The organism is Mesorhizobium sp. LNHC221B00 (assembly GCF_000502935.1).
GTDB classification, from domain to species: Bacteria; Pseudomonadota; Alphaproteobacteria; order Rhizobiales; family Rhizobiaceae; genus Mesorhizobium; species Mesorhizobium opportunistum.
In genome coordinates, this window is sequence record NZ_AYWR01000005.1 from 202664 (window position 1) to 225988 (window position 23325).

Sequence of the window (23325 nt, forward strand, 5' to 3'; positions counted from 1 at the left end):
AGGCAAAGCCACTTTCATCAATACATGTATATACATTTACAGCGAACGCTCCGCGGCTTGTGCTTTCTCGTTGACGTCAGTTGGTTCTGGAGGGGGAATAGCGGCTGCCGAGCGAATAGCGGCTGCCGGCGTAGGTTAGCTTGCTGATCGTGGCGACGACCGCGCCCGTCCACGTGCGGCGGTGCAGGAGAAGGCAACAGCTGCCGACATCGATGCCCAGATGCCGCGCCGTCTCCTTGTCGGCCGGAATCGCGGAGATGATGTGCTCGACCTCGGTCACCGGGGTCTTTTGCATGAGGTAGTCATAGGTCGCCGTCTTGGTGAAATCCTGCTTGTCGTAGTCTGGGATCAGGCTCGGATTGACGAAGCGCTCTTCCAATTGCACCGGCAGGTCGTTCTCGAAATTGACGACCACCGAATGATAGATCGAGACCCGCTTTGGAAACTCGAACGACAGCGCGAGCTCCTTCGACGGCATGATCGTTTCGAGGACGAGAACCTCGGAGCGATGCCTGTTGCCACGCTCGACGATCTCTGCCGCGATGTTGTTGATCTCGATCAGCGTCGACTGCGGCCGAGGCGGCGCGATGAACGTGCCGACACCTTGCAATCGGATCAGGAATCCCGCCGCGGTCAGCTCCCGCAAGGCCCGGTGAACCGTCATTCGCGACACACCAAGCGAAACCACCAACTCATTCTCGGACGGCAGCTTGCGATCCTTGCCCCACCGGCCCGTTCCGATGTTGGTCAGGATATAATCCTTCACCTTCTCGTAGAGCGGGCTCGCCGTATCGGGCAAATCGATCATGTCAAAATCCTTTCCGCCAATTTATCGGAAATCAAAGCGGGCTCAACAGGTTGCCGCATGCGGATGATCGTTTTCAAGCCATCGCTGCGCCCCGCCAACAGCCGTTCATAAGCAGCCGGAACCTCGTCCAGGCCGATCTCGCGATCGATCAGGGCGAGCAGCGGTTCGCTGAGTTCACCCAGCATCCGCACCGCGTCGGGCATTTCGTCGGCGAAGGCATGGCATCCCAGCAAAGCGATCTCGCGTTCGACCAGAAGGTTGGGATCGATGTCGAGGCGACCATGGAAGATACCGACCATCGCCACCGCGCTGCCGGAATCGAGCACGCCGAGCAACTGGTTGAATGCGGCGATGCTGCCCGTCGCCTCGACGGCCGCCAGCAGCGGGGCATTGGCGGTTGCCGCGGCGATGGCATCGCGGTCGAGATCGACGATCGTGGCTCCAGTCACCTGGGCCACACGGGTGCAGCGGGCCTGGTTGCGGTCGGCGACAAGCACCGTGCCGGCGAAGGTTCGCGACAGCAGCAGCGCGGCAAGACCGCCGATCGGCCCGCAGCCGACGACAAGCACCGAGCCCGTCGTCTTTGGCAGGCGCCGCACCGCGTGCAGCGCCACCGCAAGCGGCTCGGCCATCGCGGCAACCCGCTCGTCAAGGTCGGCATCGATGACATGCAGCAGACGTGCGGGCAACATGGCCTGTTCGGCAAAACCGCCGTCGCAGATTTCTCCGACGAAACCCAGCGACCCGCAGAGATGCCGACTGCCGGCGCGGCATTGCGCGCAGTCCCCGCACCAGAACCGGGAATCGGCAACCACCCTGTCGCCAACGGCGACGGTATCGACGCCCTCGCCGATGGCGATCACCGTGCCGGTCAACTCATGTCCGGCCGTCGATGGCGAGCGGCTTATCCACTGCCCGGTGCGGAAATTGTGCAAGTCCGAACCGCAGATGCCGGCGGCATCGACCCTGAGCTTCACCCAGCCGGCATCCGGAATCCCTGGCGTGGCGATATTCTCGACGCGCAGATCGCCGGGGCCATAAAGTCGTGCCGCCTTCATCGCGATCGCCTCCGTTCAGCCGGCGAGGTAGCGGTCGCGGATCTCCGAGACCGCGTTTTCATGCGAGCTGAAACCCTCGTAGCGGGCGAGCCTGCGGGCGTGTTGCGCCAGTTCCGGATAGGCGGCCGAGGTGACATAGCCAACCGACGAGCGTTTGACGAAATCCGTCACCGAGAGCGGCCCATAGGTTCGCGCCCAGCGGCTGGTCGGCAGCACCGCGTTCGGCCCGAGGACGAAGTTGGCAAGCGTCACCGGCGTATGCGGCCCCATCAGGATTTCAGCCGCCTCGGTGATGTGCCCGAGATGCGCGAACGGCTCCTTCGACAGGATTTCCAGATGTTCGGGCGCATAGTCATTGATGAAGCGGTAGCTGTCTTCCAGCGACGTGGTCAGCACGATGCCGCCGCGCTTGCCGGTCAGCACCGCGCGCGAGAATTCGACGCGTTGTTCAGTCATCCGCGACCAATGTTCAGGAAGTGCCGCAAGCGCTGCCTCGGCCACCTTGCGGCTGTGGGTCACCAGATAGGCCGAGGAATCCGGCCCATGCTCGGCCTCGATCAACAGATCGAGCGCGGCAAGGCCGCCGTCGACGCTGTCATCGGCAAAGATAATGGCTTCCGACGGGCCGGCAGGCAGGCCGGTGTTGATGATCGAGGACAGGACGCTCTTGGCCGCCACCACCCAGGGGCTGCCGGGGCCGACGATCTTGAGTGCCGGCTGCACGGTCTCGGTGCCGTAGGTGACGGCGGCGACCGCTTGCGCGCCGCCGCATTTGTAGACGGTGCTCACCCCTGCGAGGCGAGCGGCGACCAGGGTCGCAGCGTCCACCGAACCATCCGATGTCGGCGGCGTCACGATCGCGATCCGCGGCACGCCGGCGATGACAGCCGGTACCGATGTCATCATCGTCACCGAGGGAAATGCACCCTTGCCGCGCGGTACGTAAAGCGCCACGGAGGCGATCGGCGTGTACCGGTCGCCGGCATAGGCGCCCGGCCGGACCTCCTTGAGCCACATCGTTTCCGGCTTCTGCTCCTCATGGAAGCGCCTGATGTTGTCGATGCCGAAGCCGATGCTTTCCACGACATCCTTTTCGACCTTGTCGAATGCCGCGTCGAACTCGGCTTCCGACACCTTCAGCCCGCCTTCGGCCACATTGGCCTTGTCGAGCTCCCTGGCGAAGCGGATCAGGGCGGCGTCGCCCTCGTCCTTGACGGCCTGGATGATCGGGCGGACCTTTTCGACGAAGACCGACAGATCGCCCTCGGCGCGTTTCAGAAGGCCGGCCCGCTGGGTGGCATCGAGCGATGACAGATCGTGGAAGCTGACGTCGGACATGGAAATTTCCTTCTGTTGGAACGCAACGTGCCGGCCGGTCACATTGCGGAAGACTTTGATTTCGAACCTATAGCGGGCTGCCTCAGATCGATGCGAGGAAGCCGCCATCCACCGGAATGGATTGGCCGGTGATGTAGGCTGCAGCATCCGAGGCAAGGAACACGGCGACGCCGTGCAAGTCGTGGAGATCGCCGAAACGGTGCTGCGGGATCTTGGCCAACATCGACTGCCGCCACGCCTCGCTGCTGTAGAACACATCCGTCATCGCCGTCCTGAAGTAGCCCGGGGCAATGGCATTGACCCTGATGCCCAGATCCGCCCACTCCGCTGCCAGCGCCCGCGTCATGCCGAGCAGGCCCGACTTGGACGAGCCGTATGGGACCGCGGTCGGAATGCCGACTTCGGATGTCAGCGAGCATAGATTGATGATGGCGCCGGGCCGTCCGGCGTCGCGCATCTCCCGCGCCGCCGCCTGGGCGCAGAAGAAGGCGCCCTTGAGGTTGGTATCGACGATCCGGTCCCAGAGTGCCTCGTCGACATCGAGCGACGGCCGTACTTCTTCCATCCCGGCATTGTTGACGAGAATGTCGAGACCGTCCAGCAGGCTAGCAGCCTCGGCAGTGGCCGCCCGGCAGCGGCCGACATCGGTGACATCGAGGGCGACGGCATGCGCAACGCCGCCGGCCGCGCGGATGGCCGCAGTCGTCTCATCGAGGGAGGCCAGGCTGCGCGCCGTGACCGCGACGTCGGCGCCGGCCGCGCTCAACGCCTCGGCGATGCTGCGCCCGATACCGCGGCTGGCACCGGTGACAAGCGCTTTCCTGCCGGCGAGGTCGAAGAGAGAAGCATTGCGCATGTGATCCTCCTGGGCAGCCTCGGCTCCGAAGCTAACAGGCCTTAGGTTACATATACAAGCATATACAAACCATTTCGGCTAGGCTATTTGTGACGTCGTCCACCAGTGCACTCCGCAGGGCGACCGGCTTCCACGGGGAGAGGATGCAGCGAAATCTGGCTTTTGAGAACCCGCCGATGACGACACATATGTGCGTGTCAGCATCGGCTCTCCGTCGGAGAACGACCACTTCATGGAGCGCTCTCGCAACTGTTGTGATTTCCCGAAAGCCATGCTGAATTGTCCCGCGCCCGGCTCGATTTCGCGGGCCTGCCGTTCCTCATGGAATTTCTCGCGGGCGCAGTCACGCCACCAAGCCCATAAGAGCCCGCAATATGCCCGAGAGCAGCCCGCCCAGGAGCCTCTACCGCGAAACGGCAGGCGGCACCGGTAGTTATCCGACGCTCGCCGGCGCGCAGCGGGCAAGGGTCGCCATTATCGGCGGCGGCTTCACAGGCCTTTCGACCGCCTTGCATCTGGCGGAAGCCGGCGACGACGTTGCCGTGATCGAGGCTCAGCAGCCGGGTTGGGGCGCTTCGGGCAGAAATGGCGGCCAGGTCAATCCCGGCCTCAAATACGATCCCGACACGATCGAGGCGATGTTCGGCCCGGAACTGGGGCCGCGGATGATCGATTTCTCCTATGGCGCGCCGGATTTCACCTTCGGCCTCATCAAACGCCTGTCGATCGCCTGCGAGGCGCGGCAGAACGGCACCATACGCGCGGCCATCCGGCCGAAGCCGGCAGCCGCCGTACGGGCCACGGCCGCGCAATGCGCGCGGCGAGGCATGCCGGTCGACATGCTGGACGCAAAGGCGATGGCGGCACGCACCGGAACCGACAGATATACATCCGGCATGTTCGACGCCCGCGGCGGTGATCTCCATCCGTTGAAATACAGCCTTGGTCTGGCAGCCGCAGCGCAGAGCGCCGGTGCGCGGATTTTTGGCGGCAGCGAAGTCCTCGCGCTGAACAGGCAAGCCGGGCGATGGGTTCTCAAAACCGCCAACGGCACCGTCAGCGCGGAGAAGGTGCTTGTCGCGACCAACGGCTATACAGGCGCCCTGTGGCCGGGCCTGGAGCAGTCCCTGGTTCCGGTGTTCAGCGCGATCGCGGCGACCGAACCGCTTCCGCCGCCGCTCGCGGCCGCGATCCTTCCGCAAAGGCCGGTGCTTTACGAAGCCGGCAACATCACCGTGTACTACCGCATCGATGCCGACGGGCGCCTTCTCATGGGCGGCCGGGGACCGATGAAGCCCATTGGCGATGCCTCCGCCATTCGCTATCTCACCGACTATGCGATGCGGCTCTGGCCGGCGCTTGCCGGGGTGCGCTGGACACATGGCTGGAACGGCCGGGTCGCGATCACCAAGGACCATCTCCTGCACGTTCACGAGCCGGAGGACGGCATCCTGATCTGCCTTGGCTACAACGGCCGTGGCGTCGCCATGGCCTCGGCGATGGGCGCTGCCCTGGCGCGGCGCCTGCGCGGCGATGAGACGTCGCCGTTTCCCATGCCGATATCGCCGCTCAAGCCAATCCGGTTTCACCGCTTCTGGCCGCTCGGCGTGAAGGCGGCGATCCTTTCGGGGCGACTGAAGGACCGGTTCGGCCTCTGACGCCAAGAGTTCGCCCGGCCTGACGGCCCGGGACCGCGACCTGCCCCGGACTGCGGGCGTTTTTGGTCCGCGCCCTTTTCGTATTCGAACGCGAAGCCAGCCATTTTCGCTCGGTAGCGCTACCGCGTGGCCGACCAAATTATAGGCACACTTGCCGATTAACAAAAATCATAACAGGCGACCAAGATCATATGACCATCAACGATCTTGGTCCCGAGGTTGCCCCTCGGCATTGGCGAAAAGGAGAGCCAGATGCCCGTTCAGCAGAGAGTGACCCATCGTTCGAAACAATCTCGGGGATAATCCCTAGGACAATCTCTGGGCATGCCATCTCAGATGGTCTTCCATGAATGTCGAGATGAAGAAATACGAGTGATCGTAGCCGTCTTGCATGCGCAGGGTCAGCGCAATGCCGGCCTTCGCGCAGGCCGCTTCCAGGAGCCAGGGCCTCAGCCCGTCATTGAGAAATCCGTCCGACGTTCCCTGATCGACGAAAAACTCCGGGAAGCGGTGGCCATCCTCGATGAGCGAGGTGGCATCGTAGCCACGCCATGATGTCTCATCCGCGCCGAGATATTTTTCGAAGGCCGGCCTCGACCAGCCGGCGGTGGCTGGCTGCACGATCGGCGCAAACGCCGAACAGCTTTTGAAGCGTCCTGGATTTTTCAGCGCAATCGTCAGCGCACCGTGGCCACCCATCGAGTGGCCAAAGATTGCCTGACGCTTCATGTCGGTCGGAAACTCCCGCGCGATCAGGGCCGGCAACTCCTTGGTAATGTAGGAGTACATGCGATAGTTCTTCGCATAGGGCTCCTGCGTTGCATCGAGGTAGAAGCCGGCGCCGCAGCCAAACTGCCAATTGTCCTTCTCGTCAGGGATGTCGGCGCCGCGAGGACTGGTGTCGGGACAGACGACGATCAGGCCAAGCTCGGCGGCCATCCGCCTGTATTCCCCCTTGTCCATCGCATTGGCATGCGTACAGGTGAGGCCGGAGAGATACCATACGACGGGGCAAGGCTTTTCACGGGCCTGGGGCGGCACGAAGACGGCAAAAATCATGTCGCAGGAGCAGGCATCCGAGGCGTGGGAATAGACGCCCTGCACACCGCCGTGCGACTTCGCAACGGAGATGGTCTTCATCTGGTCCGACATGTATTTCTTCTCCACCATTGGAAAACGTCGTTACGGCCGCCTGTCTACGGCATCGCTCGGGATCACGGCAACCTTGATGGATTGGATCATGCTTTGGCGCCGTTCCAGCCCAGGGAACCGAAGCCTACATGCGGTGGCGGCGCATGCATGCCGCTCCCAAGCGCCGAGACCGACGGATCGCGCGGCGTCCACAGGCTAGGTGTCGACAAATTATCGCATGGTCCTCATGACAAACGGCTGGTCATCTCGAGCGCAGCAATTTCTGCGCGATGGACCAGGCCTGTTCGACATGATGCCGGGCGGCGGCCTCGGCCTTGTCGGGGTCGCGCGACTTGATGGCGGCCATGATCGCGGTCATTTCGGCTATCGCCGGTTCCCGGCGATCGGTCGAACTTATGGTCATCGAGCGCAGTTGATTGATGCGAACATTCAACCCCTGCACGATCTGCTAAGCCGCCTTGACGATGCGGAATCCTTCAACCTCCTTGACCACCGGCAAGCCCTTCCAGCGTTCGGAATCGTGAAGAATGATCAGCCGGTCAAGATTGCCGCCGATCTCGGTATTGATGCGGTCGATGGTCTTGAGCTGGTCCCACACGCTGCCTACGGCATTGTTGAGCGGCTGATAGACGCCGTCGTGCTTGGCAAACCCGTTCTATGCCCGCATCGTCACCGCGGCCAAGGCGGCGGTCGCCGCCTGGGGCTACTCGCTTGTGCTGTTCAACAGCGATGAAAAGCCCGACATCGAAAGACGCATTCTTTCGCGCATTCGAACACTAGGGTGCGATGGGTCGGTGGTCGTTCCGGTGGGACCCGAAAGCCATTACCAGCGGCGGGATTTCCAGGGGACGCCTGTGGTCCTGCTCGGCCGTTCGATCGGCGACGCCGGCGTCGACAACCGTCACCATCGACAATCTGTCGGCCGGCAAGCAGGCGACCAACTACCTCCTGGACCTTGGCCACCGCCATATCGGTTCGATTACCGGGCCCATGCAATTGACGACCGGCAGCGGCCGGCTGCAAGGCATGCTCGAAGCGATGGCGGCGCGCGGGCTTGCCCCGAAAACCGGGCATGTCCGTTCCGGCGAGTTCCGCGAAGACACCGCCTATTCGGTCGCGCGCGATCTGCTCGGACAGCCGGACCGACCAACCGCCCTCTACGTCGCCAATGGCGTCATGGCCATCGGGGTCATGCGGGCCGTTGCCGATCTTGGGCTGCGCTGCCCCGGGGATGTTTCGATCGCCTCGACCGACACGGTCGCAGGAGCAGGCGGGCTGAAGCCGCGCCTTACCCGTACCGAGCATCCGGTTACCGACATGACCAATGAGGCACTGCGCATGCTGGTCGACCGCATCGAAGGCAAGGTCGCCCACCCTGCCCGCAACGTGGTTTTCCAGCCGGCGCTAGTGGTTGGAGAAAGCTGCTCGCCACTCAAGCTCCCAACGCATTGATCGGAGCCGGAACAATTCCGATGCGGGCAGTCAGCGGATTGTCGCCCGCCGATGACTGACACTGACGATCAGCCGAGAGACAGTTCCTTCGTCTGATGTCTCAGCACGAGGCCGACCGCGCCCAGCAATGCATCGTTCTGGGTGTGCTTGCCAACGATGATCCGGGTGCGCAGGGCCGGAGCGATATCGCGGGACTTGATGAGCGTGTGGCGTTCATAGGACGCGATCAGCGGCGTCAACAGAATGTCGCCCGCCAAGGCCATGTGGCCCGCGATTATGATAAGCGGCGGATTGAGCACCGATCCGATCAAGCCGAGACCCCGGCCGGCGATCTCGGCGGTATCCTCGATCATCCGCAAGGCCCTGATGTCGCCCTGCTCGGCCATCGTGATGACATCGTCCATCGTGACTTGCCGCCGCACGATACGCGAAATCTGTTCCAGTGGCCGGGCAAAACTCGCATAGAGCTCCAGGCATCCACGATTGCCGCACCGGCAAAGATCGCCGCCGGGGTCGATGCTGATATGCCCGAATTCGCCGGCGCCACCGGCGATGCCCGTCACCAGCCGGCCATGCTGGACAATGGCCCCACCGACGCCCAGATCGATCTTGAACAGCACGAAATCATCTTGGCCGACGGCCGCACCCCACATCAGCTCCGCAATGGCCGAGCAGTTGCTTTCGTTGTCGGCGAAGATCGGCCGCTCCAGGACAGGCCCGAACACATCTCGTATGTTGACGCCGGCCCATGTTGGAACGATGCTCGCGCGCAGCACCACTCCATCGCGGCTGACAGGGCCGGAGACGGAAACCCCAACCCCCAGGAGCCCCGCCACCGGCAGACCGTTTTCCTCGTAAGATCGGGCAATTGCCGATTTGGCCATCTGGGCCGCCTGTTGCGGCTGGTAGTCCAGAGCCATGGGGATAGTTTGTTCGGCAATGACGGAATGTGAGACATCGGCAACGATGAGCCGCATCTCCTGGAGACCCAGGTGAATTCCGACGCAGGTGCCCGCTGTCGGATTGAGCGTCAGGGCCGCCGCTGGTCTGCCGATACCCCTGATCCCATCGCGGCTGGCCGGAGCTTCGATCACCATCCCCGACTTTCTCAAGCCATTGAGCGCGGTTGAGACAGTAGAGCGCGCCAGACCGGTGACGTGCGTGATCTGCGACGCGGAGAGTACGCCGCGCTCACTCAAGCATCGCACGATCATGCTCTCCGGCGACGCGGACGGTCTGCCGATCAGCCAGGTCCTAAGCGAAGGTTTTGTCATGGATCAACATAAACATCGTTGACTGATAGCGCCAATATGTCATCTTGGAAAGAACTCGAGATTAACGCATCTCGCCGGCGGCGGATTCAAACCGCGGCCATAAGCGGTCGATACGAACCGTGCAACACCATATGGGAGTGAAACGATGAAATCCGTCATGACCGCCCTCGCGGCCGCCACTGTGTGCACCTTTTTCGCGGGGGCAGCCTTAGCCGAGCCCAAGACGAACCTGCTACACCAATGGGCGACCGGATCGGACGCCCAGGCGATCGCCAAGCTCGGCGAGATGTTCACCGCCAAGGGCGGCAAATGGGAACAGACGTCGATCGCCGGTCACACGGCCAATACCCTGGCCAAGCTGCGTGCCGACGTGATCGCCGGCAATGCGCCGCCTGCCGTGCAGCTCAAAGGCCCGGAAATCGCCGAGTGGAACGAGACCGGCATGACCGCCGATCTCGACGAGCTGGCGGCCTCGGAAGGATGGGAGAAAGTGGTGGCGCCGGAATTGCTTCCGGTGATGAAGCCGACGGGCAAATGGGTCGCGGCTCCCATGAACATCCACCGCATCAACTGGCTCTGGGCCTCGCCGAAGGTCATGCAGGCGGCCGGCGTGGCGGAAATGCCCAAGACCTGGGCCGAGTTCAACGCAGCCTGCGACAAGATCGTCGCCTCAGGCAAGATCTGCATCTCGCATTCGACCGCCGACTGGACGGATTCGACCGTGTTCGAAGTCGTGCTCTATGGCCAGGACATCGACCTCTATCGCAAGGCCTTCGTCGAAGGCGATGTCGAATCCATGCGCAGCCCGGGGATGGTCAAGGCCTTCGAGCAGATGCGCCTGATGACGACCAAATACATGGATCCGGGCATGGTTGGCCGCGACTGGGATTCGATGTCGGCGCTCGTCGGCAAGGGCGACGCGGCGTTCCACATCATGGGCGACTGGACGATCGGCCTGCTGACCGCCGCCGGCTTCAAGGAAGGCACCGACTATGTCTGCGCCCAGGCGCCGACCGATTGGGGCAAACCCGGCTTCATCCTCAACTCCGACTCGGTCGTGTTCTTCAAGCAGAAGGACCAGGATTACATCGACGGCCAGAAACTGCTTGCCAGCCTGATCCTGTCGCCCGATTTCCAGACGGTCTTCAACCAGGCCAAGGGCTCGATCCCCGCGCGCCTGGATATCGATCTGTCGAAGGGCTTCAATCCGTGCCAGCAGCTCTCGCAGAAGGACCTGCAGGCTTCGATCAAGGACGGCACGCTGGTCCGCTCGATGGCGCACAACATGACCATCCCGCAGAAGATGCGCGGCGCGATCATGGACTCCATTACCGAGTTCGTGGCGACGCCCGACATGTCAGCCGAGGACGGCGCCAATGCCATGGCCGACGCGGCGGAAGCACAGAAGTAGGCGGGAACGGCCGGGCGCAATAGCTATCAGCACCCGGCCATCCTAGTCCCGCGCTCCAGATGTCAAATCACGACCTGATCCTATCGGTCCCAGCGCCCGCCCGCCCCTGGCGGCAGCGGCTGGGTTCGGCGATGCCCCTGCTGGTGCTCTGCCCCTCCCTCGTGGCGAGCTTCGTCTACGTCTTCGTGTTCACCGGCTGGACGCTCTACATCTCGCTCTCGAACTCCTCGCTGCTTCCGACCTATGGCTTCGTCGGCCTGGACAATTACGCGTCACTGTGGGCGAACCGGCGCTGGAACATCGCCTACAACAACCTCTTTTTCTTCAGCGGGTTCTACATAGTCGGCTCGATGGCCGTGGGACTGCTGCTGGCGATCCTGATCGACCAGCGGGTGCGAGGCGAAGCGGTCTGGCGGACGATCTTCCTTTATCCACTGGCCGTCTCCTTCATCGTCACCGGCACGGTCTGGAGCTGGCTCTACAACCCAACCGACGGTATCCAGGCGATGGTGCGCGGATTGGGCTGGACGAATTTCAGTTTCGCACTCGCCAGCGATCGGCACTACGCGATCTACGCGGTGATCATCACCGGTGTCTGGCAGTCCTCGGGCTTTGCCATGGCGCTCTTCCTGGCCGGTCTGCGCTCGGTGGATTCGGACCTTGTCAAGGCCGCCCAGATCGACGGCGCATCGACCTTCCGCATCTATCGCAAAGTGCTTCTGCCGACGATTGCGCCGATCTTCCTGGCGGTCGCCGTCATCCAGATCCAGTTCGCCATCAAGACTTTCGACCTCGTGGCGGCCCTCACCAAAGGGGGGCCAGGGATCTCGACCACGTTCCCCGCCATCTACGTCTATGACCTGATGTTCCAACGTGGCCAGATCGGCGAAGGTGCGGCGGCAGCCATCATGATGCTTGCCGCTCTGGCCGTGGTGCTGGTGCCCTATTCATTCTGGGTGGTCTGGCGACGGCGCAAGGAAGCCGGTCATGGCTGACGCAGCGTTGGACCGGTCGCACGATCATCGCGCCGCCGCAGTCGCGACGCGGAGGCATTTCCTCACCCGCTTCGTCATCTATGGGCTGCTGGTTGTCTTCGCGGCGATCTACCTGGTCCCGTTGCTGGTCGTGGTGCTGAATTCATTCCGCGATCAGCAAGAGATCGCGCGCAACGGGCTGATCTCGCTGCCGCGCAGCTTCCGCCTCGAAGCCTGGGGGCAGGCCTGGAGCACCTATTGCATCGGCGGCACCTGCGAGGGCATGCAGCGCAACTTCTACAACTCCCTGAAAATGACGATCCCGGCGACGATCATCTCGACGGCGGTCGGCGCGATGAACGGTTACATCTTGTCGAAATGGCGCTTCAAGGGTTCGGAAGCACTGTTCACCTGCATGTTGCTTGGTGTCTTCATACCGGGCCAGATCTCGTTGATGCCCTGGGCGTTCATCCTCGGCAATCTGGGCCTCAGCAATTCGACCTACGGGCTCATCGTCATCCACGTCATCCAGGGCATTTCGTTCACCACCCTGTTCTGCCGCAACTACTATGTCAGCATCCCCGACGATCTCATCAAGGCGGCGCGCATCGATGGCGCAGGCTTCTGGCGCATCTTCCGCAAGATCATTCTCCCGCTCTCCTCACCGATCCTGATCGTCACGGTGATCTGGCAGTTCACCGGCATCTGGAACGAATATCTGTTCGGTGTCGTCTTCACCTCCGGGCAGCAACAGCCGATCACGGCCGCGCTCGTCGCGCTGACGGCAAGCGGCACGAATGTACGCGCCTACGATGTCATGAGTGCCGCCGTGCTGATCGGCGCGCTGCCGCCGCTGCTGATCTATCTCTTCGGCGGCAAGTATTTCGTCCGCGGCCTGACCCAGGGTGCGATCAAATGAGGCGCGATCAAATGAGCGGAGCCTGTCTCATGTCGCCGATCGCTCCGACCGGCAAGAAGGGCTTCGCATGTCGACATTGACCATCCGATCCCTGCGCAAGAACTTCGGCGCGGTCGAGGTGCTGAAGGGCATTGATCTCGAGGCGCAGAACGGCGAGTTCATTGCGCTGGTCGGACCATCCGGATGCGGCAAGTCCACCCTGCTCGCGATGATCGCCGGGCTGGAAACCGTAACCTCCGGCGAGATCCGCATCGACGGCCGGCTGGTCAATTCGGTTGCGCCGAAGGACCGCGACATCGCCATGGTGTTCCAGTCCTACGCGCTTTACCCGACGATGACGGTGCGCGAGAACATCACCTTCGGCATGGAAAGCCGCCACGTACCGAAGCCGCAGCAGGACGAGGCCGTCAAGCGGGTTGCAGCTTTCCTGCAGATCGAACCGCTGCTTGGGCGCAAGCCCGGACAGCTTTCGGGCGGCCAGCGCCAGCGCGTCGCGATGGGCCGGGCGCTGGTGCGTGATCCGAAACTGTTCCTGTTCGACGAGCCGCTCTCCAATCTCGACGCCAAGCTGCGCGTCGACATGCGTACCGAAATCAAGAAGCTGCATCACCGCGTCGGCAAGACGACGGTCTATGTCACACACGATCAGGTCGAGGCGATGACGCTCGCCTCGCGCATCGCCGTGATGCATCAGGGCGAGGTCCAGCAATTCGATGAGCCGGCCACGATCTACAACCGTCCGGCCAACATGTTCGTCGCGGGCTTCATGGGTTCGCCGGCGATGAACTTCCTGCCGGCCGAACTGAGCCTGGAAGGCGGTCGCCCCACTGTTGCCTTGCAGACCGCCGGCGGCAAGCCGGCCAGCCTGTCGATCATCCAGACGCTTGCCGCCGGTACGCCGCGACAACTGGTGCTCGGCATCCGCCCGGAGCACATCTACCGGTTTGATCCCGATCTTCAGCGTCGCAAGCCAGGCATCGCGCCAATCGATGCCGTGGTCGAACTGGTCGAGCCGACAGGTGCGGAGACCATGGCCGTTCTGCGTCTGGGCGGCAAGGAGATCACCGGTCGTTTCGACCCCGACAGCACGCCACGGATGGGTGAGACGGTGACGCTCGGTATCGACATGGCGCGTGCGTGCTTGTTCGACCCGACGACCCAACGCCTGATCTGACCAACGCCTGATCTGAAATGAGCTCCGCATTGCCCTTTGCCACTTATCCGAGCCTGGCCGACCGTGTCGTGCTGATCACCGGCGGCGCGTCGGGCATCGGCGCCGACACGGTCCGCGCCTTCGCCGCCAATGGCGCGCGCGTCGCGTTTCTCGATCTGCAGCAGAAGGCGGGCGATGATCTCGCGCGAGAACTCGCCGCCGCACCGCACGCGCCACTATTCCTGCGCTGCGACGTGACCGATATTCCCGCTCTCCAGGCTGCGATCGGCACGGTGCGCGACCGCCTCGGATCTGTCGCGGTGCTGGTCAACAACGCCGCCGACGACAATCGCCATCCAGTTGCCGACGTGACGCAGGAGTACTGGGACCACGCCCAGGACGTGAACCTCAGGCACCACTTTTTTGCCGCGCAAGCCGTGCATCCGCACATGAAGGAGTTGGGCTTTGGTTCGATCGTCAATTTTTCCTCGATCGCCTGGCGTTTCGGCGCTGCGGAGATGGCGCCCTATGCGACGGCCAAGGCTGCGGTGGTCGGGTTGACGTTCGCGCTGGCGCGGGCGTTTGGCCCCGACAACATCCGCGTCAACGCCATCGAGCCGGGTGCCGTCATCACCGACCGGCAACGGCAGCTTTGGTTCAAGACGGAGGCGTCGGTCGACCAGGTCGTGCAGCGGCAGATGATCCGCCGCGTTCTGCTCGGCGCAGAGGTCGCGCGCGCGGTGCTGTTCCTTGCCGCCGACGACAGCCGGATGATCACCAAGCAGTCGATAACCGTGGATGCCGGCCTGCGATGACCGCAAAACCCGAACCAAAGGATCGCTCCATGCTCGAGGTCGGCCTGAACCCCTACGGCCTGACCTATCATCTCGGCCTTCAGGCCCGCGGCACGCCACGCGCCAATCCCGAGCCGGCAGGGCTGGAAGGTTTCATTGCGCTCGCGACCGAACTCGGCGCCCGGGTGCTGGAAATCTGGGTGCCATGGCTGGCGGAACTTTCCGACGACGCGGTGATCGCGCTGCGCGAAAGGCTCGCCGGCCTTGGGATCACACCGATCGTCAGCGGCGGCTTGCTGGTGGGCGAACCGCTCGACGCGGCATTTCGGGCCGCACGCCTGCTGCGGGCCAAGATCATCCGAACGGCGCTGACGCCGGTTCTATGTGGCGACCGCAACGCTGCCGGCGAGAAATGGAGCGAGTTCGCCGGCATCATTCGAGACAGATTGAAGGAATGGGGTCCCCGCGCGTCTGCCGAAGGCCATGTCCTTGCGATCGAGAACCACCAGGACTTCACCAGCGGGGAAATCGTCGATTTCTGCGCACTCGGCGGCGAAGGCGTCGGTGTCACCTTCGACACCGGCAACACATTCCCGGTCGGCGAAGCGCCGCTCGATTTTGCGCAGCGGATCGCTCCTTATGTCCGCCATGTCCACCTCAAGGACTACCGCGTGCAGTTCACGACCGAAGGCTACCGGCTGATCCGTTGCGCCATCGGCGATGGCGCGGTGCCGTTTGCCGACATGTTCGCAATTCTGGGCCAACACCACGATCGCATGACCGCCGTTCTCGAACCGGGGGCATTGGAGGCGCGGCATGTCCGCTTTCTAAGCGACGACTGGTGGCACGGCTATCCGCCGAAGACGGCACGGGAATTTGCCGCCTGCCTGCGGGCAGCGCAGCGCAATCGGCTACCCGACGATGCCGACTACCGTACCCCTTGGGAACGCGAAGACGACGGTTCCCTGGTTTCCTATGAGCTCGACATGATCCGGCGCAGCGCCGCCAACATGCGCAACCTGGTTTGATGAAAGTGGAGAATATCTGATGACGGCACGTGAACTCGATGGATTGACCGCCTTCGTAACCGGCTCCGGCCGTGGCCTCGGTCGCGTGATGGCCGAGCGTCTGGCGGAATTGGGCGCCAATGTCGCGATCCATGACATGGACGAAACGGCGCCGGCCAAATACGGCGAGTTCGCCAATCTCGGCGAGGTGGTCGAGCGATTGAAGCGGCATGGGACGAAGGTCACGTCGGTGACCGGCAACATTGGCGACCAGAAGGCGGTGGCCGAGATGAAGCGCAAGATCGAGGCCGATCTCGGCGACGTGCATGTGCTGGTCAATTGCGCCGGCGGCGACATCGGCGCCAAGGGCGGCAAGCCGAACCCGAACAACGCCCTCGACATCGAACTGGACGACATCCGCGTGCTCACCGAGAACAATCTGATTGGCACGATGCTGGTCTGCCAGGCCTTCGTGCCCCCCATGAAGCAGCGCGGCGGCGGCTCCGTCATCAACATCGCGTCGGCGGCGGCACATCTCGGCTGTTCGCCCGAGGTCGTCTACTCGACGTTGAAGGCGGCGGTCGTGCATTACACGCGCTGCCTCGCCAAGGAACTGATCGACGATGGCGTGCGCATCAATGCGGTCAGCCCCGGCGCCACCAAGACGGCACGGTTCCAGGCGACCCGTGTGGTCGATCCGGAGCGCATGGATTCGAGCAGGAAATCGCTGAACCGGTATGCGGAGCCGGAAGAGATCGCCGAGGCGGTGGCTTTTCTTGCCGGTCCGCGCGCGCGCTTCATCAACGGCCAGGTCATCCGCGTCGATGGCGGTTTCACTATCTTTCCAGGTTGAATGGGCTTTCCAGGCTGAATGGGCTTCCAGGCTGCATGGGCTTTCCAGGTTGAATCGGCTGCCGACTGACCTGAACCCCATCGAGCGCGCCCACCAAATGGTGGTGCTCAACCTCACCTGCGAGAGTCTGCTTCAGGTATGGACAGCCCCGCGAGAAGCGGAGCGTACGCGGCGAGCCTGCCGGACACGAACTCCGTGAAGAGCCGCACGCGCTTCGTCTTGCGTGTCTCACCCTGGGTGAGAAGCCAGAGCGTTCCGTACAAATGCAGCTCGGTGCCCGGCACCCTCACCAGGAGGGGGTCGGCATCCCCGACGAAGCACGGCAGTGTCGTGATCCCGAGCCCTTGCCGTACAGCAACGATCTGCGCTGCGGCGTCCGTCGTCCTGAAGGGAACCCCCGTCGTGCGAAGCTCACCCTCGCTGGCCCAATCCGGAATTCCATGAATGCTTATGACGATCCACCGGATGGGATCAGAGGCGCCCGCACGCCATGCGGCTAGTCGATCGCGAGACATATAGACGGCCCCGAACAGCTCCGGGCCCTTCAGGCCGTGAAGATTGAGCGGCAGGGTTTTTCGGTCGTAGACGACGCGGATCGCCACGTCGGCCTCTCGGTTGGTCAGATTTGCCAGCTCGCCGGACGACAAGACGTCCATCTCGATGTCCGGATGCAGACGCGCGAACTCGGCGAAATCCGGCATGAGCAGGTGTGTCGCGAGGGTCGGAGCCAATGTCACCCGCAGGAGCCCGCGCACGCTCTGATCGCGCCCGAAGACGCGTGTCTCCAACTGGTGCGACGACGCTTCCATCTGGTTCGCGAGCTCGAGCACCTCCTCGCCCGCAGCCGTCAGGCGGTAGCCCGAAGGCCGCTTTTCGAACATCCGCGCCCCGAGGCGTTCCTCGAGCTGTGCAACGCGTCGCAGCACCGTCGAGTGGTTCACACCGAGGCGCTCGCCGGCAGCCCGCACCGAGCCTCCGCGCGCCACGGCCAGAAAATAGCGAACGTCATCCCAGTCGATCATGGTGCGATCCCGCACCGCGCGGTGCGCCTTCCAAAGCCCGTATCCAATGCAGTCGTACAGCAGTGTGGGCGGTCATCATAGCTTATGTCGACCAGCGCGGCCCAATTCCGAACGGCGACACCGATCATCGCGACTGGCGGCGGTCGCCCGGCCGGATCGATTTTGCACCACCGATGTGCGCACTTCCGCACTCAAAGCCTGACCCCTACAGGCCTATTTCCAGGCTCTCGGGGTTCTTCCCGAACGATCAAAGGCAGAGCCTGAAAGGAAAAGTCATGGGAAAGCTAAACGGTAAGGTTGCAGTCATCACGGGTGGCGCTACCGGCATCGGCCGCGCCGCGGCAAAGCGCTTCATCGAGGAGGGCGCCTTCGTCTTCATCTTCGGCCGCCGGCAGAAAACGCTCGACGCGGCTCTGGCCGAACTCGGGCCCAATGCCCGCGCGGTGACGGGCTCGGTCTCGGATGAGGCCGACCTCGACCGACTCTACGCGACGGTGAAGGCCGAGCGCGGAACGCTCGACATCGTCTTCGCCAATGCCGGGGCGGGAAGCCAGCTTGCGCTCGGCGAGATCACCGCCGAGCACATCGACGAAACCTTCGACACCAATGTGAAGGGTACGATCTTCACTGTCCAGAAGGCGCTGCCGCTGATGGGCCAGGGCGGTTCGATAATCCTGACCGGATCGAGCGCCGGCACCACGGGCGCCCCGGCAATGAGCGCCTACAGCGCGAGCAAGGCGGCGGTGCGCAACCTCGCTCGGACCTGGGCGGAGGATCTGAAGGGCACCGGCATACGGGTAAACGTGCTGTCCCCCGGCGCGACAGCGACCGAACTCGCGAAGGAAGCGCTCGGTGAGGAGGGCCAGAAGGTCTTCGCCTCGATGACTCCGCTCCAGCGCATGGCCGATCCAGCGGAGATCGGGGCCGTGGCCGCCTTTCTCGCGTCGTCGGACAGCAGCTTCATGACCGCCAGCGAGGTCGCCGTCGACGGCGGCCTTGCGCAACTCTGACGCGCCACGCCCGGCCGGTCACTCCATTCAATCAACCAGCGCCGGAATCAAATACCAACACGGAACGGAGAAGTATTATGAGCTATGCGATTGTAGGATTCGGTAAGATAGGCCAGGCCCTCGCCCACGCCTGCGCCCGTAAAAACATCGAGGTGGCCGTCGCGAGCCGCCGTCCGCCCGAGGCGTTGGCGGCACAGACCCGGGCGATCGGACCCACGGTCGTCGCCAAGTCGCTGCGGGATGCACTCGAGGCCGACACAATCTTCCTGGCGGTCCCGTTCGGAGAGCATCGCGAGGTCGCGAAGGCCCTGCCGAATTGGGAAGGCAAGACGGTCATCGACGCGACGAACGCGTTTCCAGTGCCTGAAGAGCTGGGCAGTCTCCCGTCCTCCGCCTACGTCGCGAAGGCGTTCACCGGCGCCAAGCTCGTCAAAGGGTTCAATCACCTGATTGCGGCCACCCTGGCTGCCGATCCGATCGTCGAGGGCGGGCACCGGGTCGTCTTTCTGTCTGCTGACGATGAGGACGCGATCGCTCCCGTGGCGGCCTTGGCCAAACAACTCGGGTTCGCACCCGTCAAGCTGGGAAAGCTCAACGAGGGTGGCGCGCTGGTGCACGCACGCGGCCGCACTTGGGGCCAGCTCATCTTCCAGGACCTGTTCAAGATGGAACAGTGATCGATGTATGACCACGTGATTTGGCCCGAGCGATATGACCCGAAAACGTCGGCTATTTACGCACTCAACGACATTGACGTGAAGGCGCCGCCTGAAGTGGTCTGGAAGCTGCTGGTCGATGTCGAGAATTGGTCGAGCTACTTTCCCGCCGAGGATCAGGTCAAGATCCTGGGCGGCAAACCGGAACTGGCGCTTGAAACCAGATACACCCGGGTGACGGTTGGCTTTCCGATGAGTCTGGTCGTGACGGAGTGCGAACCCTTCCGCAGGCTGGCATGGTCGACAACAGTCGATGGCGACGTTACCGGATCGAGCGCGTACCACGGCTGGGTCATCACTCCTACAGCCGATGGCTGCCATGTGCTGACCGAAGAAACGCAGCAGGGTCCTTGGTTCCTTGAGGAACTCGGGCGCAAGCATCCCGGTGCACTCTACCGTTATCACCAGGAATGGGTCGAAAGCCTTGCCCGCGCAGCGGAGGCGGAAGTCGCGAACAAGGCGGATTGACGTGCTTGTCCTGAGGCGTCGCCGCGTCGCCTGGGCCCCGACGCTTCGACCGAACAAAGCTGGGCCTGCCTTCGTCCAAATATTGTCGGTATTCAACTGCGACGGGCGATTCTAGCCTGGATCGGCGGATGATCACCACCTACCATTGGAGATGAATGATATGAATATTGAACTCAAGGGCCGCAAGGCGATTGTCACCGGATCGACCGCCGGTATCGGCCGCGCGACGGCGGAGGGGCTGGCCCGTGCCGGCGCATCGGTCGTCGTCAACGGCCGTGGGAATACCCGGGTCGACGAGGCGGTGCGGCAGATGCGGCAGGCCTTTCCCGGAAGCGACATCTCAGGCATCGCCGCCGATCTTGCGACAGCGGAGGGTGCCGAGGCCTTGATCGCGCAGGCGCCGGACGCCGATATCCTTGTGAACAACGTTGGTACGGCTCACATCCGGAGCTACAATGGCGTCGAGGACATCGCGAAAATCCCCGACGAGGACTGGCTCGGCCTCTTCCAGTTGAACGTGATGAGTGGCGTACGCGTGGCCCGTCATTACCTGCCGCGGATGGTAGCGAAAGGCTGGGGGCGTGTCGTGTTTGTAAGTAGCGAGTCCGCGGTCAACATCCCCAAGGAAATGCTTGACTACGGCATGACCAAGACAGCTCAACTCGCGATCTCGCGCGGGCTTGCCGAGGCGGTCGCGGGCACGGGCGTCACTGTCAACGCCGTCTTGCCGGGTCCTACCCGCTCCGAGATCCTGGGCGACTTCATGGCGAAGCAAGCTGACGCAAACGGGATCACGCAGCAGGAAGCCGAGCAGGGCTTCCTGAAGGCAATGCGTCCAACCACCCTTATCCAACGCTTCTCGACCCCCGACGAGGTGGCCAACATGATCATCTATGCATGCTCGGAGCAGGCTTCGGCGACAACCGGCGCGGCTTTACGGGTGGATGGCGGCGTGGTCCGTTTCGTCGCGTAGCTGCCGAGAAGATTATGGGTCAATGGCGCCGACCAGCGGACGGTCGACGCCATTGGGTGAGCCTCCGTTGAGTTTTTCCCTGCCCGGTGTCTTAAGGCCGACCCGGTGTCTTCAGGCCGAATACTGGCCGTGATCTTCACCTGTTTCTCGACATACCCTGCAATAGAGCAATTCCAGGAAAAGTGTGATACGGTTTTCCGTCCGGAATTGCGTAAAAACAAAGGGATAGAGCGGTTCGCCGTTTCCGTGAAACGGTGACTTGCTCGTACGGAAAACCGCTCACACTTTTCCTGGGATTGCTCTAATCCGTCTGGATCCAGATCGCCTTTGTCTCCAGATACTCATGCAGATGCTCGACGCCGCCCTCGCGGCCATAGCCCGACATCTTCATGCCGCCGAAGGGCACCGCAGGGTCGATGGCGTGGTACATGTTGACCCAGACCGAGCCGGCCTTGACGCGGCGGGCGAGCTTGTGCGCGGTGCCGAGATGGGTGGTGAAGATGCCGGCGGCCAGGCCGTAGGGTGTCGCATTGGCGCGGGCGACGGCTTCATCCAGCGTGTCGAAAGGCATCGCCGAGATGACCGGACCGAAAATCTCTTCCCGCGCGATGGTCATCTTGTCCGACACCGCGCCGAAGACGGTTGGCGCGATGAAGTTGCCGCCATCGAAGAGCGCGCCCGTCAGCCGCGAGCCGCCAGCGACCAGTTCGGCGCCCTCGTCGCTGCCGACCTTGATGTAGCCCTCGACCTTGCCGGCCTGCCTGGCGTTGATCAGCGGCCCGATCTCCGTCTCTGCCTCGATGCCGTGGCCGACGCGCAGCCTGCCGGCAAATTCGGCGACCCGGCGCACGAACTCGTCATGGATCTCGCGCGCCACGAACAGCCGCGAGCCGGCAATGCAGATCTGACCCGAATGAACGAACACCGCCATGGCCGCGACCGGGACAGCCTTGTCGATATCGGCGTCGCGGCAGACAATGATCGGCGATTTGCCGCCGAGCTCGAGCGAAACGCGCTTGAGGTTGGCGACACCGGCGCGGGCGATCGCCTGGCCGGTCAGCGTCGAGCCGGTGAAGACGATCTTGTTGACATCGGGATGTTCGGCGAGCCGCGCGCCAGCCTCGGCTCCCGTGCCGGTGACGATGTTGACGACGCCGTCGGGCACGCCGGCTTCCTGCATCAGCCGCGCGATCAGCAGCGGCGTCAGCGACGCATCCTCCGACGGTTTCAACACGATGGTGCAGCCGGTGGCGAGCGCTGGTGCGATCTTCCAGATCGACGCGGCGGTCGGAGCGTTCCAGGGAATGATCGCGCCGACGACGCCCACCGGTTCTCGCCGGGTGAAAGTGACGACCTCGCCGGGAATGGAATTGTCGATGGCCTCGCCATGCAGCGCGGTGGCCATGCCGGCATAGAAGCGTAGCATGCCGATGACGCGGCGCCGGTTGGCGAGCGTGCGCGTGATCGGCAGTCCCATGTCGAGCGTGTCGGAAACACTGAGCTCTTCCCAATGCGTCTCGAAGAGATCGGCGATGCGCAAAAGCACGCACTGCCGTTCATAGGGCGAGAATGTCGACCACGGACCTTCGAACGCCATGCGCGCGGCGGCCACAGCCGCGTCGACATCGGCGGCCGAGCCGCGCGGCACCGTCGCCAGCACCTCGCCGGTCGCTGGGTTCAGCGCCTGCATCTCCTGACCGGATTGCGCCGCGACCCACTTGCCGCCAATGAACATCGGCCGGAATTCGCCACGGTAGAGCGTCGCGGCCTTCGCCCTCGGGTCGAAGTTCAGCGTCATCTTTTCCTCCTCGCAATTCCGACGCGACTATTACTCCCGGCGCGGGCGAGCTCAAACAAGGAAAGCTAAAAGGGCGTTCAGATAATCGGACTGTGCAACGCGCGTGTCTTCCCCGATGGTTCCGGCAACGGAGGAATAGATATGAGACTTGCTGGGAAGGTCGCCATCGTCACCGGTGGCGGGTCTGGATTTGGCCGTGGCATCGTCAAGAAATTCGTGCTCGGCCTTCGGCGGTCTCGACATACTGGTCAACAATGCCGGCGTGGCGCAGCCGCCCTTGCCGCTCGAGACGATGGACGACGAGATGTTCGACCGGATCGCCAACGTCAACATGCGCTCGATCTAAAACGGCGCCCGTGCGGTGGTCCCGCATTTCAAATCCATCAAAGCAATCGAGCTAGCTCCCCGTGCCTTCCTTCGCGCCGGAAGCGGTCTTGAATGTCAGGGTACATTTGTGGGTGCCTTTTCGACCATCATCGCCGCGCGATGATGGCTATGGCGCCGCGACTGCGGCCGTGAGCATTTCCGACAACTCCAAATGCCTCGCCTTGACGGGCTTCCGGCCACGTTTCGCAATGTGGATAGCCGCCCAAGCGAAGTTTGCTCCCGATCAATGAACGCGATTCGTTCT

General features: G+C 63.2%; 24 protein-coding genes and 1 pseudogene. 15 read left to right on the plus strand and 10 right to left on the minus strand.

The annotated features are described in order from the left end of the window. Positions 1-76 precede the first annotated feature (76 nt). From hutC to X741_RS157550, 4 genes are all read right to left on the minus strand, one after another. Positions 77-808: a histidine utilization repressor gene (gene hutC / locus X741_RS157565; protein ID WP_013896990.1), complete on the minus strand. Its 732-nt coding sequence runs from the start codon at positions 806-808 to the stop codon at positions 77-79. Next, positions 805-1866 (minus strand): zinc-binding dehydrogenase, encoded by a 1062-nt coding sequence (locus X741_RS157560; protein ID WP_023777142.1) that lies wholly within the window; start codon positions 1864-1866, stop codon positions 805-807. Before X741_RS157560 ends, hutC begins: the two co-directional genes overlap by 4 nt. Before the next feature lie 15 nt (positions 1867-1881). Next, a complete protein-coding gene (gene hisD, locus X741_RS157555) occupies positions 1882-3204 on the minus strand; it encodes a histidinol dehydrogenase (RefSeq protein ID WP_023777143.1) in 1323 nt (440 codons plus the stop codon). 82 nt (positions 3205-3286) lie between these two features. After that, on the minus strand, positions 3287-4060 hold the full coding sequence (locus X741_RS157550; RefSeq protein WP_023777144.1) for a glucose 1-dehydrogenase: 774 nt from the start codon (positions 4058-4060) through the stop codon (positions 3287-3289). A 374-nt stretch (positions 4061-4434) separates the two neighbouring features. Between X741_RS157550 and X741_RS157545 the strand changes: the two genes are divergently transcribed. Further along, positions 4435-5718, plus strand: a complete 1284-nt coding sequence (locus X741_RS157545; RefSeq protein WP_023777145.1) for an FAD-binding oxidoreductase — start codon at positions 4435-4437, stop codon at positions 5716-5718. Positions 5719-6024: 306 nt separating this feature from the next. Here the strand turns inward: X741_RS157545 and fghA are convergent, their stop codons facing one another. The 3 genes from fghA to X741_RS1000000168095 all read right to left on the minus strand — a co-directional run bounded on the left by fghA (position 6025) and on the right by X741_RS1000000168095 (position 7468). Beyond that, a complete protein-coding gene (fghA, locus tag X741_RS157540; protein ID WP_031249913.1) occupies positions 6025-6870 on the minus strand; it encodes an S-formylglutathione hydrolase in 846 nt (281 codons plus the stop codon). Between the two features lie 241 nt (positions 6871-7111). Further along, entirely contained in the window at positions 7112-7273 is a 162-nt protein-coding gene (locus tag X741_RS157535; RefSeq protein WP_245272676.1) for an FCD domain-containing protein, read from the minus strand. A gap of 45 nt (positions 7274-7318) precedes the next feature. After that, positions 7319-7468: a hypothetical protein gene (locus X741_RS1000000168095; RefSeq protein WP_023764669.1), complete on the minus strand. Its 150-nt coding sequence runs from the start codon at positions 7466-7468 to the stop codon at positions 7319-7321. 43 nt (positions 7469-7511) lie between these two features. Between X741_RS1000000168095 and X741_RS1000000171440 the strand changes: the two are divergent. Continuing rightward, positions 7512-7703, plus strand: a pseudogene (locus X741_RS1000000171440) (LacI family transcriptional regulator); the annotation flags it as partial. Beyond that, positions 7657-8322, plus strand: coding sequence for a substrate-binding domain-containing protein (locus X741_RS21285; protein WP_023777148.1), 666 nt, complete (start codon positions 7657-7659; stop codon positions 8320-8322). The pseudogene X741_RS1000000171440 and the gene X741_RS21285, both read left to right, overlap by 47 nt. Positions 8323-8390: 68 nt before the next feature. Here the strand turns inward: X741_RS21285 and X741_RS157530 are convergent, their stop codons facing one another. Next, positions 8391-9596 (minus strand): ROK family transcriptional regulator, encoded by a 1206-nt coding sequence (locus X741_RS157530; RefSeq protein ID WP_084018422.1) that lies wholly within the window; start codon positions 9594-9596, stop codon positions 8391-8393. 145 nt (positions 9597-9741) lie between these two features. Here X741_RS157530 and X741_RS157525 point away from each other — a divergent pair, with 145 nt between their 5' ends. The 7 genes from X741_RS157525 (at position 9742) to X741_RS157495 (ending at position 16707) form a co-directional block, all read left to right on the plus strand. Further along, positions 9742-11007, plus strand: coding sequence for an ABC transporter substrate-binding protein (locus X741_RS157525; RefSeq protein ID WP_023777151.1), 1266 nt, complete (start codon positions 9742-9744; stop codon positions 11005-11007). A gap of 59 nt (positions 11008-11066) precedes the next feature. Next, a complete protein-coding gene (locus tag X741_RS157520; protein ID WP_023777152.1) occupies positions 11067-12002 on the plus strand; it encodes a sugar ABC transporter permease in 936 nt (311 codons plus the stop codon). Next, positions 11995-12900, plus strand: coding sequence for a carbohydrate ABC transporter permease (locus X741_RS157515; protein WP_023777153.1), 906 nt, complete (start codon positions 11995-11997; stop codon positions 12898-12900). The genes X741_RS157520 and X741_RS157515 overlap by 8 nt, the downstream gene beginning before the upstream one ends. Before the next feature lie 67 nt (positions 12901-12967). After that, positions 12968-14074 (plus strand): sn-glycerol-3-phosphate ABC transporter ATP-binding protein UgpC, encoded by a 1107-nt coding sequence (ugpC, locus tag X741_RS157510; protein ID WP_023777154.1) that lies wholly within the window; start codon positions 12968-12970, stop codon positions 14072-14074. 17 nt (positions 14075-14091) lie between these two features. Beyond that, positions 14092-14868, plus strand: a complete 777-nt coding sequence (locus X741_RS157505; protein ID WP_023777155.1) for an SDR family oxidoreductase — start codon at positions 14092-14094, stop codon at positions 14866-14868. 29 nt (positions 14869-14897) lie between these two features. Beyond that, positions 14898-15875 (plus strand): sugar phosphate isomerase/epimerase, encoded by a 978-nt coding sequence (locus X741_RS157500; RefSeq protein ID WP_031249915.1) that lies wholly within the window; start codon positions 14898-14900, stop codon positions 15873-15875. A 19-nt stretch (positions 15876-15894) separates the two neighbouring features. Then, complete coding sequence (locus X741_RS157495; RefSeq protein ID WP_023777157.1) at positions 15895-16707, plus strand: SDR family oxidoreductase; 813 nt, start codon at positions 15895-15897, stop codon at positions 16705-16707. 113 nt (positions 16708-16820) lie between these two features. On the opposite strand, the gene X741_RS157490 is transcribed toward X741_RS157495, so the two are convergent. After that, entirely contained in the window at positions 16821-17729 is a 909-nt protein-coding gene (locus tag X741_RS157490) for a LysR family transcriptional regulator (RefSeq protein ID WP_023777158.1), read from the minus strand. Positions 17730-18004: 275 nt separating this feature from the next. Here X741_RS157490 and X741_RS157485 point away from each other — a divergent pair, with 275 nt between their 5' ends. The 4 genes from X741_RS157485 to X741_RS157470 all read left to right on the plus strand — a co-directional run bounded on the left by X741_RS157485 (position 18005) and on the right by X741_RS157470 (position 20896). After that, complete coding sequence (locus tag X741_RS157485; protein ID WP_023777159.1) at positions 18005-18739, plus strand: SDR family oxidoreductase; 735 nt, start codon at positions 18005-18007, stop codon at positions 18737-18739. 77 nt (positions 18740-18816) lie between these two features. Further along, positions 18817-19416: an NAD(P)-binding domain-containing protein gene (locus X741_RS157480; protein ID WP_023777160.1), complete on the plus strand. Its 600-nt coding sequence runs from the start codon at positions 18817-18819 to the stop codon at positions 19414-19416. A 3-nt stretch (positions 19417-19419) separates the two neighbouring features. Then, the gene (locus tag X741_RS157475; protein WP_023777161.1) at positions 19420-19923 is read left to right on the plus strand and encodes an SRPBCC domain-containing protein; all 504 of its coding nucleotides are present in this window, start codon (positions 19420-19422) and stop codon (positions 19921-19923) included. Between the two features lie 160 nt (positions 19924-20083). Then, on the plus strand, positions 20084-20896 hold the full coding sequence (locus tag X741_RS157470; RefSeq protein WP_023777162.1) for an SDR family oxidoreductase: 813 nt from the start codon (positions 20084-20086) through the stop codon (positions 20894-20896). A gap of 301 nt (positions 20897-21197) precedes the next feature. Here X741_RS157470 and X741_RS157465 read toward each other — a convergent pair whose 3' ends face one another. After that, entirely contained in the window at positions 21198-22694 is a 1497-nt protein-coding gene (locus tag X741_RS157465) for an aldehyde dehydrogenase family protein (protein WP_023777163.1), read from the minus strand. A gap of 196 nt (positions 22695-22890) precedes the next feature. Between X741_RS157465 and X741_RS1000000168100 the strand changes: the two genes are divergently transcribed. Beyond that, complete coding sequence (locus tag X741_RS1000000168100; protein ID WP_245272677.1) at positions 22891-23040, plus strand: SDR family NAD(P)-dependent oxidoreductase; 150 nt, start codon at positions 22891-22893, stop codon at positions 23038-23040. The last annotated feature ends 285 nt before the right edge of the window (positions 23041-23325 follow it).

Bases quoted from the DNA above. Each gene is read 5' to 3' on its own strand.
- hutC (WP_013896990.1), bottom strand. From the start codon at position 808: ATGATCGATTTGCCCGATACGGCGAGCCCGCTCTACGAGAAGGTGAAG.
- X741_RS157560 (WP_023777142.1), bottom strand. From the start codon at position 1,866: ATGAAGGCGGCACGACTTTATGGCCCCGGCGATCTGCGCGTCGAGAAT.
- hisD (WP_023777143.1), bottom strand. From the start codon at position 3,204: ATGTCCGACGTCAGCTTCCACGATCTGTCATCGCTCGATGCCACCCAG.
- X741_RS157550 (WP_023777144.1), bottom strand. From the start codon at position 4,060: ATGCGCAATGCTTCTCTCTTCGACCTCGCCGGCAGGAAAGCGCTTGTC.
- X741_RS157545 (WP_023777145.1), top strand. From the start codon at position 4,435: ATGCCCGAGAGCAGCCCGCCCAGGAGCCTCTACCGCGAAACGGCAGGC.
- fghA (WP_031249913.1), bottom strand. From the start codon at position 6,870: ATGTCGGACCAGATGAAGACCATCTCCGTTGCGAAGTCGCACGGCGGT.
- X741_RS157535 (WP_245272676.1), bottom strand. From the start codon at position 7,273: ATGACCATAAGTTCGACCGATCGCCGGGAACCGGCGATAGCCGAAATG.
- X741_RS21285 (WP_023777148.1), top strand. From the start codon at position 7,657: ATGGGTCGGTGGTCGTTCCGGTGGGACCCGAAAGCCATTACCAGCGGC.
- X741_RS157530 (WP_084018422.1), bottom strand. From the start codon at position 9,596: ATGACAAAACCTTCGCTTAGGACCTGGCTGATCGGCAGACCGTCCGCG.
- X741_RS157525 (WP_023777151.1), top strand. From the start codon at position 9,742: ATGAAATCCGTCATGACCGCCCTCGCGGCCGCCACTGTGTGCACCTTT.
- X741_RS157520 (WP_023777152.1), top strand. From the start codon at position 11,067: ATGTCAAATCACGACCTGATCCTATCGGTCCCAGCGCCCGCCCGCCCC.
- X741_RS157515 (WP_023777153.1), top strand. From the start codon at position 11,995: ATGGCTGACGCAGCGTTGGACCGGTCGCACGATCATCGCGCCGCCGCA.
- ugpC (WP_023777154.1), top strand. From the start codon at position 12,968: ATGTCGACATTGACCATCCGATCCCTGCGCAAGAACTTCGGCGCGGTC.
- X741_RS157505 (WP_023777155.1), top strand. From the start codon at position 14,092: ATGAGCTCCGCATTGCCCTTTGCCACTTATCCGAGCCTGGCCGACCGT.
- X741_RS157500 (WP_031249915.1), top strand. From the start codon at position 14,898: ATGCTCGAGGTCGGCCTGAACCCCTACGGCCTGACCTATCATCTCGGC.
- X741_RS157495 (WP_023777157.1), top strand. From the start codon at position 15,895: ATGACGGCACGTGAACTCGATGGATTGACCGCCTTCGTAACCGGCTCC.
- X741_RS157490 (WP_023777158.1), bottom strand. From the start codon at position 17,729: ATGATCGACTGGGATGACGTTCGCTATTTTCTGGCCGTGGCGCGCGGA.
- X741_RS157485 (WP_023777159.1), top strand. From the start codon at position 18,005: ATGGGAAAGCTAAACGGTAAGGTTGCAGTCATCACGGGTGGCGCTACC.
- X741_RS157480 (WP_023777160.1), top strand. From the start codon at position 18,817: ATGAGCTATGCGATTGTAGGATTCGGTAAGATAGGCCAGGCCCTCGCC.
- X741_RS157475 (WP_023777161.1), top strand. From the start codon at position 19,420: ATGTATGACCACGTGATTTGGCCCGAGCGATATGACCCGAAAACGTCG.
- X741_RS157470 (WP_023777162.1), top strand. From the start codon at position 20,084: ATGAATATTGAACTCAAGGGCCGCAAGGCGATTGTCACCGGATCGACC.
- X741_RS157465 (WP_023777163.1), bottom strand. From the start codon at position 22,694: ATGACGCTGAACTTCGACCCGAGGGCGAAGGCCGCGACGCTCTACCGT.